Below are 13,954 nucleotides of genomic sequence, written 5' to 3'. Positions count from 1 at the left end.
AATGGCTAAGAAATTTAAAGTATAGCTAAGTATCATGTATATAATATAATCGTATAGCTAAACGAATAGTTTCCCTGCTGCCTAATAAAATGAATAACTTGAGCGAGGGATGATCCTAGGGAGGGGAGATGGGAGAAATGGAGGTTAGGTAAGAAATACCATTTAGAAGATACTCCGTAGAGTAGAACTTCGCAGGATGCCTCCACACCCCTTATTATAGCCGCTGCCTACTCAGCCATTTCGCGCAGCGACGACGATTATATGTTAGATTTTTTTAAAAAATACTAAAATTTGGAGCGAAGCTTATGATTGAACGGATTTTAGGGGTAGACTTGGGGATTAGCTCATTAGGATGGGCGATTGTTGAGTATGACAAAGACGATGAAGCGGCAAATCGTATCATTGATTGTGGAGTGAGACTTTTTACCGCTGCAGAAACCCCCAAAAAAAAAGAGAGCCCCAACAAAGCACGGCGTGAGGCGCGTGGCATTCGTCGCGTCCTCAATCGCCGTCGCGTGCGAATGAATATGATCAAAAAACTTTTTTTGAGGGCAGGACTGATTCAAGATGTTGATTTGGATGGCGAGGGCGGAATGTTTTATAGCAAAGCCAACAGGGCCGATGTGTGGGAGTTGCGCCATGACGGGCTTTACCGTCTTTTGAAAGGGGATGAGTTGGCGCGGGTGTTGATTCATATCGCCAAGCATCGCGGGTATAAATTTATCGGGGACGATGAAGCCGATGAAGAGAGCGGTAAAGTCAAAAAAGCAGGTGTTGTCTTGCGGCAAAACTTTGAAGCGGCAGGGTGTCGTACGGTCGGCGAATGGCTCTGGCGAGAGCGAGGAGCAAACGGCAAAAAACGCAATAAGCATGGAGACTACGAAATCTCCATTCATCGTGACTTGCTTGTTGAAGAAGTTGAAGCGATTTTTGTAGCACAGCAGGAGATGAGAAGCACTATAGCGACCGATGCACTTAAAGCTGCCTATCGGGAGATCGCTTTTTTTGTGCGTCCGATGCAGAGAATCGAAAAGATGGTGGGGCATTGCACCTATTTCCCGGAAGAGAGGCGTGCGCCCAAGTCTGCACCGACGGCAGAGAAGTTTATCGCGATAAGCAAGTTCTTTTCAACGGTTATCATCGACAACGAGGGCTGGGAGCAAAAAATCATCGAACGCAAGACGCTTGAAGAGTTGCTTGATTTTGCGGTTAGCAGAGAAAAGGTCGAGTTTAGGCATTTACGGAAGTTTTTGGATTTAAGCGACAATGAAATTTTCAAAGGGTTGCATTACAAAGGCAAACCCAAAACAGCCAAAAAAAGAGAAGCGACGCTTTTTGATCCTAATGAACCCACAGAGTTGGAGTTTGACAAAGTCGAAGCCGAAAAAAAGGCATGGATAAGTCTCAGGGGAGCTGCTAAACTAAGGGAGGCTCTAGGCAATGAGTTTTATGGTCGATTTGTCGCATTAGGCAAGCATGCTGACGAAGCGACCAAGATACTGACCTATTACAAAGACGAAGGACAAAAGCGTCGCGAACTTACAAAATTGCCGCTTGAGGCCGAGATGGTGGAACGGTTAGTTAAAATCGGCTTTAGTGATTTTTTGAAGCTTTCGCTTAAGGCTATCCGAGATATCTTGCCCGCGATGGAAAGTGGTGCCCGCTATGATGAAGCAGTGCTGATGCTTGGCGTGCCTCATAAGGAAAAATCGGCAATTTTGCCGCCGCTCAATAAGACGGATATTGACATACTCAACCCTACGGTTATCCGCGCATTTGCGCAGTTTCGCAAAGTCGCCAATGCGCTTGTGCGCAAATATGGAGCTTTTGATAGGGTGCATTTCGAACTGGCGCGCGAAATCAATACCAAGGGCGAAATCGAAGATATCAAAGAGAGTCAGCGCAAAAATGAAAAAGAGCGCAAAGAGGCTGCGGACTGGATTGCCGAAACTAGTTTTCAAGTGCCCCTCACGCGCAAAAATATCCTCAAAAAACGACTCTATATTCAACAGGATGGTCGGTGTGCTTATACGGGTGATGTGATCGAATTAGAGAGGCTGTTTGACGAGGGGTATTGCGAGATTGATCATATTTTGCCACGCAGTCGAAGTGCGGATGACAGTTTTGCCAACAAAGTCCTCTGTTTGGCCAGGGCCAATCAGCAGAAGACAGACCGGACGCCCTATGAGTGGTTTGGGCATGATGCGGCGCGATGGAATGCTTTTGAGACAAGGACCAGCGCCCCGTCAAATCGTGTGCGTACGGGCAAGGGGAAAATTGATCGCTTGCTGAAAAAAAACTTTGATGAAAATAGTGAAATGGCCTTCAAGGATCGTAATCTCAACGATACTCGCTATATGGCGCGCGCGATCAAAACCTACTGTGAGCAGTATTGGGTTTTTAAAAATTCCCACACTAAAGCCCCTGTGCAAGTACGCAGTGGCAAGCTGACAAGCGTTTTGCGCTATCAATGGGGGCTAGAGAGCAAGGATCGCGAAAGCCATACGCATCACGCCGTCGATGCAATCATCATCGCGTTTAGTACGCAGGGAATGGTCCAAAAACTCTCAGAGTACTATCGCTTCAAGGAGACGCACCGCGAAAAGGAGCGACCGAAGCTTGCCGTTCCGCTGGCAAACTTCCGCGACGCGGTAGAAGAGGCAACGCGCATAGAGAACACGGAGACGGTCAAAGAGGGCGTCGAAGTCAAACGACTGCTGATCAGCCGCCCGCCGCGTGCCAGAGTGACCGGGCAGGCTCATGAGCAGACCGCCAAGCCCTATCCGAGGATCAAACAAGTCAAAAACAAGAAAAAGTGGAGATTGGCTCCTATTGATGAGGAGAAATTTGAATCATTCAAGGCAGATCGCGTTGCAAGTGCCAATCAAAAAAATTTCTACGAAACGAGTACAATTCCGCGAGTCGATGTCTATCATAAAAAAGGAAAATTTCATCTAGTGCCGATCTATCTTCATGAAATGGTTTTGAATGAATTGCCAAATCTTTCTCTTGGTACAAATCCTGAAGCCATGGATGAAAATTTTTTCAAGTTTTCTATTTTTAAAGATGATTTAATTTCTATACAAACACAAGGGACGCCAAAAAAACCTGCAAAAATCATCATGGGGTATTTTAAAAATATGCATGGTGCCAATATGGTTTTGTCATCAATCAATAACAGTCCATGTGAGGGCTTTACATGCACTCCAGTCAGTATGGATAAAAAGCACAAGGACAAATGTAAGCTGTGTCCTGAAGAGAATCGAATTGCGGGGCGATGTCTTCAAGGGTTTTTGGACTATTGGAGTCAGGAGGGCCTAAGACCTCCTCGAAAAGAGTTTGAGTGTGATCAAGGAGTAAAATTTGCGTTAGATGTTAAAAAATACCAGATTGATCCCTTGGGTTATTATTACGAAGTCAAGCAGGAAAAGCGCTTGGGGACAATTCCACAGATGCGTTCAGCTAAAAAATTGGTCAAGAAGTAGCAAGTCATGGCGGCATGGCGGACGGTGGTGATCGCGACTTCTTGTCACTTGCGCGTGCGTGATCGGCAGTTGGTTATCGAGTCGAGAGAGGGGGAGAGGACGCAGTTGCCGCTTGCCGATATAGGTGTGGTGATCGTCGAAAACCCTCAAGTGACACTATCGGCAGCACTCCTTTCGGCACTGGCACAGGAGGGGACGGCGCTCATGTCTTGTGACAGCTCCCATCTTCCTGATGGTGTGTTCGCTCCTTTTGGGACGCACAGCCGTCATACGCGTGCCGCGCGGGTGCAGGCAGTATGGAGTGAGCCGTTCAAAAAGCGCTGCTGGCAAAAGATCGTCCGTGCCAAGGTTTCCTCTCAGGCGGAGGTGCTGCGTCGGGTTGGGGCGGAGGATGCTGCCCGTAGGCTGGAAAATCTCGTCGGCAAAGTCACTTCTGGAGATACTACTGGGGTAGAGGCACAGGCGGCGCAGGTCTATTGGCGCTCACTTTTTGTCAATTTCAAGCGATGGGATGGTGGACTGGATGCACGAAATGGCGGCCTCAATTACGGCTATGCCGTGTTGCGCGGAGCATTGGGGCGCGCTATTGCTGGAGCTGGGTTGATCCCGGCATTTGGATTGCATCACGCTGGAGAGCTAAACAGTTTTAATCTTGCGGATGATCTGATAGAACCGTTTCGTCCTTTTGTCGACTTGCTCGTATGGGGGCTCTTTCTCGAGCGCACGGGCGATGACCCGCTGACGCGAGAAGAGCGTATGCGGATCGCACAGATACTAGGCGAGAGCTGTATCATGACTGAGCGATATGAGACGCTTTTGTCGGCGACACAGATTATTGCACGGTCTTTGGTGAGTGCAGGAGAACAGAAGGAGAGCAGGCGGCTGATTTTGCCATGGATGGGTGAAGATGATGTACAAGGTGAAGTTTATGAGGCTGATGGTGATGTTTGACCTGCCGACGGGGACAAAAAAGGAGCGCAAAGCCTACACACTCTTTCGAAAGTTTCTAATCAAGGAGGGCTTTGAGATGATGCAGTTTTCGGTCTATGTGAGGATATGCCGTGGGGCAGATATGGCGCTGGCTTATGAGGATCGCATCCGCCGAAACATCCCACCAAAAGGCCATGTGCGTAGCCTTGTGTTGACAAATAGTCAATATGAACGGATGCATATCCTCCTTGGAGGGCCAAAATCCCAAGAAAAAATCGGGGCAAAACAGCTTGTATTGTTCTGAATTTGAGCAGTTTTTTGTTGAGAGAAAGAGTCAAAAAGCCCTTATTATAGGGCTTTTTGAGGAGAACTATTATAGCGAGGAATGGCTGAGTAGGCGGCTATAACTCTTTGTCGTCTGCTCTGAGCATACTGATGATTATAGCGAGGAATGGCTGAGTAGGCGGCTATAACCATCAGCTTCTATTTCCTTGCCCCTGAAATATTATAGCGAGGAATGGCTGAGTAGGCGGCTATAACTATACTTCCTCCCTCAGGCATGATTGCTTGGATTATAGCGAGGAATGGCTGAGTAGGCGGCTATAACGTGTTAGCGTACTTCTTGTACCATTCTTTTATTATAGCGAGGAATGGCTGAGTAGGCGGCTATAACTATTTCGACTCAGTTGCAGGCTATGTAGCTATTATAGCGAGGAATGGCTGAGTAGGCGGCTATAACTTGTGAGGGTATATGTACCATCCTCAAGCTATTATAGCGAGGAATGGCTGAGTAGGCGGCTATAACTGTTATGGTGCTAGCCGTGTCGATGTATTCATTATAGCGAGGAATGGCTGAGTAGGCGGCTATAACCCTTGTTGCAATGAAAACAAGATCAACCTTATTATAGCGAGGAATGGCTGAGTAGGCGGCTATAACGCTCAATTAGATTGGTAACTTCTTTGGCGAATTATAGCGAGGAATGGCTGAGTAGGCGGCTATAACGGGTTTATCGTCAAATTTTATCGAATGCGATCAATCTCCTCTTCCAAAGAGGCGATCTCTTTGGCGAGGCGCTCCAGCGTGGCAAATCGCTTTGAGGAATCATGCTCAAAACTTGCGGGTAGGGCGAGCTCTAGGAGATTCTCAGGAGTGATGATGCTTGCTGCGCTTGATTCGTAGAGTCCAGAGACGAGCTTTTGCCCCTCCTTGGAGAAGAGATAGAGGTAGAGTGCGATCGCTTTCTCTTTTTGAGGGAGGCGAATCACGATGATTCCCGCGTTGGCGATGGCGAGCTTGTCGCGGTAGCCCTCACCCAAGAGGGTCACTTTGGGCGAGCTTCCCCGAAGAGGCAGGAGGATATCATAGGGTTTGAGTGCATAACGGAGGATTTTTTCTCTATCGCCGCTGCTTCGCAAGGTACCCCGATGGTCGGTGAAGCAGTAGGGGGCGAAGTCTTGGATTCCGATATCAAGGTATTCAAGTGGCACATCCTTGCTGCCGCCATAGACGCGCTGTCCTCGAAAGATGAGAGGCTTGAGCGAGGCGAGCGAGAGGGTTTTTTGAGGTTTGAGCGCACAGAATCGAAGATAGTTTTGCGCCCTTAGATCGTGAATATCGATCTCTTCGATGGGGGTGAGTTTAGAGTATTCGCTTTCGCGTTTTTGCCTATAGAGGGCGAGAATCTCTTCGATTCCTATGAGGCGATTGTATTTGCCATCTTTTTGCCAAAAGCGCTCCGAAGTGGCATCGATATGAAGAATCGAATCGCTATGCGCCGCGAGGACAAGGATGGAGAAGTCATGACTCTGATGGGGGAAAATATTTTTAGGGAGTTCAATGATCGCCTCAATCACCCGATCCTCAACCATTCTTTCGCGTAGTTTTTCTTCGAGAAAAGATTTTTGAAGTGTCTGATTGCGCACGATAAAGACCCCTCTTTGTTTGAGGTGCATGAGGGCATGAGTTAGAAAAACAAGCTCTGGAGAGCTCTTAGCGAGGATTCCATAGCGGGAGAATCGCTCATCATTTTTGAGGTATTCGATTCCTAAGTGTGCTGAGAAGGGGGGATTGCAGACGATTTTGTCAAACTGCCTAAACCCCTTTTCGTTTTTGAATACGGGTTTCTTGAGGATGTCATTGACAAAGAGGTGCATCTCTTGGATTCCCCCTACGCGTGCCATGAGTTTGGCGATTTTGGCGAGTCTTCCATCGAGCTCTTCGCCAAAGAGCCGGATTGTTTTGGAGCGTTTACTGAGACTCAAAAAGAGCGTTCCCATGCCATAACAGGGGTTATAGACTTCATCTTTGGGCGCAATATCGAGCAGAGAAATGATGAGCTCATTCACCTCTTGCGGGGTGGAATAGACATAGAGCTTATTGAGCGTGCGCTTGATGGTGATGGTGTGGATGAATTGTTCGATGATTTCAGGGGTGAGAGGCGTTTCGGCGATGGTTTTGAGAATCTTGCCGACATTGAGATTGGGGTCGGCCCTAGTGTAGAGCTCCTCGCCCATGAGCTCTTTGAGGTCGTATTCATAGAGAGGGCGAAACTCTTTGCGCCGATGGTGAAGTGACACAAACTCTAGGAGTGCCTCTTTTTGCTCTAGTTTAAAGATGAAAAACTGCAAGGCGAGGGCGAGACTCTCAAAGATATCGGAGTGATAGCGCTTGATGTAGTCAAACATTTGGAGCAGTTCCCGCACAAAATCCCCTTTGGCTTTTTTAGAAAACTTTAAAGATTTTAGCCCTTTTTTTATAAATACAAGCTGTTTTTTAATTTTTTGTGTGAAAGCGTAACACCCCATGGCGAATCGACATAAAATCTAAAATACATATTGTATTTCTAGTTATTTATGATAAAATCCCCCAAAAATCTAAAAAATGGCACAAAAACTATGATTGAAACCCTCATTCACAAGCTCCAAAAAGATCACTTTTTGACCCTTGAGGTGGCGCCTCACGCCTCCCCGACCCTCACTCCATTGATCCACTCTATCCAGAGTGTAGGCCTGGAGAAGCGTGTGGATGGCTTTGTCTGCACCGATTCGCCTTTGGCTAAGCTTCGTCACTCTTCGATTCTAGCGACGATCAAACTTCAGCAATCGCTTCAAAAACCCGTGATTTGCACGCTCAGCATGAGGGATCGCAACTCTTTGGCGCTTCAGGGGGAACTCATGGGGGCCAATGAATTTGATGTGAGGGCGATTTTGGCACTCACGGGCGATGCGATTCGCTTGGGGGATCAGCCTCAGGCCAAGGGAGTGTTTGAGGGCAAGAGCACGCTTTTGTTGGAGATCATTCAAAGCTTCAATCGCGGAATCGATCTTCAGGGTCAGCCACTCAAAAGCCCCCTTCGCCCGCTCTATCCCTTGGCGGTGATCAACTCCTACTCACAAAGTCCCGAATCGCTCAAAAAGCGTCTTCGACAAAAGATTGAGGCGGGAGCCATAGGCATTGTGACTCAACCCATCTATGATCTGGAGGTGGCTAAAACACTTTTGGGCTGGGTGCACGAGATTAATCAAGAGCTAGGAACCTTTAGTGAGCTTGTTTTGGGCTATTTTCCTGTGGTGAGTTATAGGACAGCCCATTTTCTCTACTCCAAGCTCCCTGGGGTCTATATCCCAAATGAGTGGTTAAGCCAGTTAGAGGCAGCCTCAAAAATCAACCCAGAAGAGGAGAGAAGGGTGGGGCTTGAACTCAGTCGCAATATATGGTTAGGGCTATGGGATTTTCATCCAAAGATTCACTTTATGAGTGCGAACAATACCAAGCTTGCTTCAGAGATTCTTCCTCCCCCTCCCACCTAACTAAGAATTTATTAAGCCTCTTTCGCTATACTTCCACTCCCGATTGACAACGACCCCAACGGACTTTCAACCTCCTTGGATCTTCAATCACTTAGGGCCTTTTCATCTAGGATAAGATGAGTGTTTGTTCTTTAAACCAATAACTGTTTTGTTATCTCAAAGCACTTATCGGTTACGATCTTTGACAACTAAGCAAGATAGCGGTTATCTCTTCTTGTTCTTCCACTTGTCTTCTTTATAGAAGCTTGATGGACCTTTATACCTCTTTGTCTATCACGGACAAGAGTCTAAAAGAACATGAATTTTTCGCCATCCTTTTTTAAAGGTGGCAATTATAGCTTATAGCTAGAGATAACCTCTTATGTTAATTATATCTATTACGTCATTTCTTTGTCGTTTTTTTGATTGATTAGCTAAGGGTTATCCTCTCCTAATAACTAAACTATTATGGAGAGTTTGATCCTGGCTCAGAGTGAACGCTGGCGGCGTGCCTAATACATGCAAGTCGAACGGTAACAGGGTGTAGCTTGCTATACTGCTGACGAGTGGCGCACGGGTGAGTAATGCATAGGTTATGTGCCCCATAGTCTGGAATAGCCACTGGAAACGGTGATTAATACCGGATATTCCCGAGAGGGGAAAGTTTTTCGCTATGGGATCAGCCTATGTCCTATCAGCTTGTTGGTGAGGTAATGGCTCACCAAGGCTATGACGGGTATCCGGCCTGAGAGGGTGATCGGACACACTGGAACTGAGACACGGTCCAGACTCCTACGGGAGGCAGCAGTAGGGAATATTGCTCAATGGGCGAAAGCCTGAAGCAGCAACGCCGCGTGGAGGATGAAGGTCTTCGGATTGTAAACTCCTTTTCTAAGAGAAGATTATGACGGTATCTTAGGAATAAGCACCGGCTAACTCCGTGCCAGCAGCCGCGGTAATACGGAGGGTGCAAGCGTTACTCGGAATCACTGGGCGTAAAGAGCACGTAGGCGGCCTTGCAAGTCAGATGTGAAATCCAACGGCTTAACCGTTGAACTGCATTTGAAACTGCAAGGCTAGAGTATGGGAGAGGTAGGTGGAATTCTCGGTGTAGGGGTAAAATCCGTAGAGATCGAGAGGAATACTCATTGCGAAGGCGACCTGCTGGAACATTACTGACGCTGAGGTGCGAAAGCGTGGGGAGCAAACAGGATTAGATACCCTGGTAGTCCACGCCCTAAACGATGAATGCTAGTTGTTGCCCTGCTTGTCAGGGCAGTAATGCAGTTAACACATTAAGCATTCCGCCTGGGGAGTACGGTCGCAAGATTAAAACTCAAAGGAATAGACGGGGACCCGCACAAGCGGTGGAGCATGTGGTTTAATTCGAAGATACGCGAAGAACCTTACCTGGGCTTGACATTGATAGAATCCTATAGAGATATGGGAGTGCCAGTTTACTGGAGCTTGAAAACAGGTGCTGCACGGCTGTCGTCAGCTCGTGTCGTGAGATGTTGGGTTAAGTCCCGCAACGAGCGCAACCCTCGTCACTAGTTGCTAACGGTTCGGCCGAGCACTCTAGTGAGACTGCCTTCGCAAGGAGGAGGAAGGTGAGGACGACGTCAAGTCATCATGGCCCTTACGCCCAGGGCTACACACGTGCTACAATGGTGTGTACAAAGAGAAGCAATACCGCGAGGTGGAGCAAATCTTTAAAACACATCTCAGTTCGGATTGTAGTCTGCAACTCGACTACATGAAGCTGGAATCGCTAGTAATCGTAGATCAGCAATGCTACGGTGAATACGTTCCCGGGTCTTGTACTCACCGCCCGTCACACCATGGGAGTTGTATTCGCCTTAAGCCGGGACGCTAAACTGGCTACCGTCCACGGCGGATGCAGCGACTGGGGTGAAGTCGTAACAAGGTAACCGTAGGTGAACCTGCGGTTGGATCACCTCCTTTCTAGAGAGAGGCCGGAGTCATTCGTTTGGCTCTGGCGGGACAAGAAGATAATCGCTACTTGCTTAGTTTTCAGAGATTGTCACCCGATACGCACGCTTCAAAGATATAGGGGCTTATAGCTCAGGTGGTTAGAGCGCACCCCTGATAAGGGTGAGGTCAGAGGTTCAACTCCTCTTAAGCCCACCATTGGGGAATTAGCTCAGCTGGGAGAGCGCCTGCTTTGCACGCAGGAGGTCAGCGGTTCGATCCCGCTATTCTCCACCAAAGCCTTTAGAAGAAGAGTCGTATCGAGAGATAAGACAAAGTCAAAGAGATAAAAGAATAGAAATTAACACCGCTTAGAATCCCTTAGGTCTAATGCAAGCTCTTTTTTAAAGAGGGTTGGCATTAGACTTCACTCTTGAGTTGATCAAGAGAGATCTCTAAATGTTATTTAACAATTAATTGTCAATAGCCTAAAATAGTAAAAACTACAATCACGCAACTATCTTGTTGTAACGGAGACGTTCAGCAAGGCAGTGGCGCCAAAGAATAACTCATTGGAATAGAAGTAGAAATAAGCTTTTAAGGGCAGATGGTGGATGCCTTGGGTAGTAGAGGCGATGAAGGACGTACTAGGCTGCGATAAGCTTCGGGGAGTTGCCAAGAGACTTTGATCCGAAGATTTCCGAATGGGGCAACCCAATACATAGAGATATGTATTACCTTTAATGGAGCGAACCTAGTGAAGTGAAACATCTCAGTAGCTAGAGGAAAAGAAATCAAATGAGATTCCGCTAGTAGCGGCGAGCGAACGCGGAACAGGGCAAACCAGTAGCTTGCTACTGGGGTTGAGGACTGCAACATCCACTTGGAACATCTAGTAGAATCTTTTGGAAAGAAGAGCCATAGAGGGTGATAGCCCCGTAGATTAAAGATGTTTCATAGGTAGCAGTATCCAGAGTAGGCCAGGACACGAGAAATCCGGGCTGAAGCAGGGGAGACCACTCTCCAACCCTAAATACTCCTACTACACCGATAGCGAACCAGTACCGTGAGGGAAAGGTGAAAAGAACTGAAGCGATCAGAGTGAAATAGAACCTGAAACCATCTGCCTACAATCATTCGGAGCCCTATGGTTTATCCAGGGTGACGGACTGCCTTTTGCATAATGATCCTGCGAGTTGTGGTATCTGGCGAGGTTAAGCGAACGCGTAGCCGTAGCGAAAGCGAGTCTTAATAGGGCGCTTTAGTCAGATGCTGCAGACCCGAAGCTAAGTGATCTATCCATGGCCAGGTTGAAAGTGAGGTAACACTCACCGGAGGACCGAACTCGTGCCCATTGAAACGGGCTGGGATGAGCTGTGGATAGGGGTGAAAGGCCAATCAAACTTAGTGATAGCTGGTTCTCTTCGAAATATATTTAGGTATAGCCTCAAGTGATAGTAATAAGGGGTAGAGCTCTGATTGGGCTAGGGCTGCTCACCGCGGTACCAAACCCTGTCAAACTTCGAATACTTATTACCGTATCTTGGGAGTCAGGCGGTGGGTGATAAAATCAATCGTCAAAAGGGGAACAACCCAGACTACCAAATAAGGTCCCAAAGTCATACCTGAGTGGAAAAAGATGTGGAGTTACTCAGACAACCAGGAGGTTGGCTTAGAAGCAGCCATCCTTTAAAGAAAGCGTAACAGCTCACTGGTCTAGTGATTCTGCGCTGAAAATATAACGGGGCTAAGGTATGCACCGAATTTGTAGATTGTGCTGATGCACAGTGGTAGAAGAGCGTTCTAGTCAGCGTTGAAGGTATACCGGCAAGGAGTGCTGGAGCGGCTAGAAGTGAGCATGCAGGAATGAGTAGCGATAAAAGTGGTGAGAATCCACTTCGCCGTAAATCCAAGGTTTCCTACGCTATGCTCGTCATCGTAGGGTTAGTCGGGTCCTAAGTCGAGTCCGAAAGGGGTAGACGATGGCAAATCGGTTAATATTCCGATACCGACCGTGGTGTGCGACGGGGGGACGCATAGGGTTAAACGAGCCAACTGACGGAATAGTTGGTCGAAGGGCGTAGGTTGGGGGATAGGCAAATCCACCCCTGTATCCGAAACCTCACAGGCTCTTTGAAGTCTTCGGATGGATAGGAGAATCGTTGATACCGTCGTGCCAAGAAAAGCCTCTAAGTTTAGCCACGGTCGCCCGTACCGTAAACCGACACAGGTGGATGAGATGAGTATTCTAAGGCGCGTGAAAGAACTCTGGTTAAGGAACTCTGCAAACTAACACCGTAAGTTCGCGATAAGGTGTGCCCCGCAAGGGGGTCTCAGCAAAGAGTCCCTCCCGACTGTTTACCAAAAACACAGCACTTTGCCAACTCGTAAGAGGAAGTATAAGGTGTGACGCCTGCCCGGTGCTCGAAGGTTAAGAGGATCTGTCAGCCGCAAGGCGAAGCTTTGAATTGAAGCCCGAGTAAACGGCGGCCGTAACTATAACGGTCCTAAGGTAGCGAAATTCCTTGTCGGTTAAATACCGACCTGCATGAATGGCGTAACGAGATGGGAGCTGTCTCAACCAGGGATTCAGTGAAATTGTAGTGGAGGTGAAAATTCCTCCTACCCGCGGCAAGACGGAAAGACCCCGTGGACCTTTACTACAGCTTGGCACTGCCGATGGGAGCATTATGCGCAGGATAGGTGGGAGGCTTTGAAATCTTCACTCTGGTGGAGATGGAGCCACCGTTGAGATACCACCCTTAATGTTTCTGTCTGCTAACTGGCTTGAGTTATCCTCAAGCAGGACAATGCCTGGTGGGTAGTTTGACTGGGGCGGTCGCCTCCTAAAAAGTAACGGAGGCTTGCAAAGGTTGGCTCAGAATGGTTGGAAATCATTCGTTGAGTGTAATGGCATAAGCCAGCCTGACTGCGAGACAAACAAGTCGAGCAGAGTCGAAAGACGGTCATAGTGATCCGGTGGTTCTGTGTGGAAGGGCCATCGCTCAAAGGATAAAAGGTACCCCGGGGATAACAGGCTGATCTCCCCCAAGAGCTCACATCGACGGGGAGGTTTGGCACCTCGATGTCGGCTCATCGCATCCTGGGGCTGGAGCAGGTCCCAAGGGTATGGCTGTTCGCCATTTAAAGCGGTACGCGAGCTGGGTTCAGAACGTCGTGAGACAGTTCGGTCCCTATCTGCCGTGGGCGTAGGAAAGTTGAGGAGAGCTGTCCCTAGTACGAGAGGACCGGGATGGACATGCCACTAGTGTACCAGTTGTTCTGCCAAGAGCACCGCTGGGTAGCTACGCATGGTCGTGATAACCGCTGAAAGCATCTAAGCGGGAAGCCGACTCCAAGATGAACTTTCCCTGAAGGTCGCAGGAAGACTACCTGCTTGATAGGTTGGGTGTGTAAGCATGGTAACATGTTTAGCTGACCAATACTAATAGACCGTTTGGCTTATTATTTATCTACTTCTATAAACGCCACTGCCTTGTTGAGCGTCGTTTTTACTAGGGCTATTGACTATTCATTGATCCTTCTTCACTAGCAAGAGGGAATAGAGGATATATTCTTATCTATCTTCTCTTCCCTTTTTCTCGTGCCTATAGAGGAGAGGCTACACCCAGCTCCATTCCGAACCTGGCAGTTAAGCTCTCCATCGCCGATAATACTGCATCTTTCAGGTGTGGAAACGTAGGTTGGTGCGGGGAGGGGGATAACACCTTCTTTGACCTCAATAGAGACTCTAATCCCTTCTGTTTTTATACTCTTTGAACTCAATCAAATAGATTTTAGAAATCAAATATAAACAT

At 47.9% G+C, this 13,954-nt stretch carries 5 protein-coding genes, 2 tRNA genes, 3 rRNA genes and 1 CRISPR repeat array; of the genes, 9 read left to right on the top strand and 1 reads right to left on the bottom strand.

What is annotated here, in order from left to right; all coding sequences use genetic code 11:
• Positions 1-305 precede the first annotated feature (305 nt).
• The 3 genes from cas9 to cas2 are packed head-to-tail and all read left to right on the top strand — an operon-like array spanning position 306 to position 4,719.
• Complete coding sequence (cas9, locus tag WS_RS06895) at positions 306-3,485, top strand: type II CRISPR RNA-guided endonuclease Cas9 (RefSeq protein WP_011139289.1); 3,180 nt, start codon at positions 306-308, stop codon at positions 3,483-3,485.
• A 6-nt stretch (positions 3,486-3,491) separates the two neighbouring features.
• Complete coding sequence (gene cas1, locus WS_RS06890; protein ID WP_011139288.1) at positions 3,492-4,436, top strand: type II CRISPR-associated endonuclease Cas1; 945 nt, start codon at positions 3,492-3,494, stop codon at positions 4,434-4,436.
• Positions 4,414-4,719 (top strand): CRISPR-associated endonuclease Cas2, encoded by a 306-nt coding sequence (gene cas2 / locus WS_RS06885; RefSeq protein ID WP_041571851.1) that lies wholly within the window; start codon positions 4,414-4,416, stop codon positions 4,717-4,719. Before cas1 ends, cas2 begins: the two co-directional genes overlap by 23 nt.
• A gap of 68 nt (positions 4,720-4,787) precedes the next feature.
• Positions 4,788-5,418: direct repeats of the CRISPR family, unit length 36 nt; unit sequence ATTATAGCGAGGAATGGCTGAGTAGGCGGCTATAAC.
• Between the two features lie 17 nt (positions 5,419-5,435).
• Here the strand turns inward: cas2 and WS_RS06880 are convergent.
• Entirely contained in the window at positions 5,436-7,118 is a 1,683-nt protein-coding gene (locus WS_RS06880; protein WP_011139286.1) for an N-6 DNA methylase, read from the bottom strand.
• Between the two features lie 192 nt (positions 7,119-7,310).
• Here WS_RS06880 and WS_RS06875 point away from each other — a divergent pair, with 192 nt between their 5' ends.
• The 6 genes from WS_RS06875 (at position 7,311) to rrf (ending at position 13,852) form a co-directional block, all read left to right on the top strand.
• Positions 7,311-8,225, top strand: coding sequence for a methylenetetrahydrofolate reductase (locus tag WS_RS06875; RefSeq protein WP_041571850.1), 915 nt, complete (start codon positions 7,311-7,313; stop codon positions 8,223-8,225).
• A gap of 444 nt (positions 8,226-8,669) precedes the next feature.
• Positions 8,670-10,169, top strand: a 16S ribosomal RNA gene (locus WS_RS06870).
• A 109-nt stretch (positions 10,170-10,278) separates the two neighbouring features.
• A tRNA-Ile gene (locus WS_RS06865) sits at positions 10,279-10,355 on the top strand.
• A gap of 2 nt (positions 10,356-10,357) precedes the next feature.
• Positions 10,358-10,433: transfer RNA gene (locus WS_RS06860), tRNA-Ala, on the top strand.
• 290 nt (positions 10,434-10,723) lie between these two features.
• Positions 10,724-13,606, top strand: a 23S ribosomal RNA gene (locus WS_RS06855).
• A 130-nt stretch (positions 13,607-13,736) separates the two neighbouring features.
• Positions 13,737-13,852 (top strand): 5S ribosomal RNA (rrf, locus tag WS_RS06850).
• Together the 16S, 23S and 5S rRNA genes with 2 tRNA genes alongside form the textbook arrangement of a ribosomal RNA operon.
• The last annotated feature ends 102 nt before the right edge of the window (positions 13,853-13,954 follow it).

Source organism: Wolinella succinogenes DSM 1740, assembly GCF_000196135.1.
GTDB lineage: Bacteria > Campylobacterota > Campylobacteria > Campylobacterales > Helicobacteraceae > Wolinella > Wolinella succinogenes.
Note: the sequence above shows the minus strand (reverse complement) of the source record. Positions and strands in the feature narration are given on the sequence as shown.

Excerpts from the sequence above, each read along its gene's own strand:
- cas2 (WP_041571851.1), top strand. The coding sequence starts at position 4,414 with ATGAGGCTGATGGTGATGTTTGACCTGCCGACGGGGACAAAAAAGGAG.
- cas1 (WP_011139288.1), top strand. The coding sequence starts at position 3,492 with ATGGCGGCATGGCGGACGGTGGTGATCGCGACTTCTTGTCACTTGCGC.
- WS_RS06875 (WP_041571850.1), top strand. The coding sequence starts at position 7,311 with ATGATTGAAACCCTCATTCACAAGCTCCAAAAAGATCACTTTTTGACC.
- cas9 (WP_011139289.1), top strand. The coding sequence starts at position 306 with ATGATTGAACGGATTTTAGGGGTAGACTTGGGGATTAGCTCATTAGGA.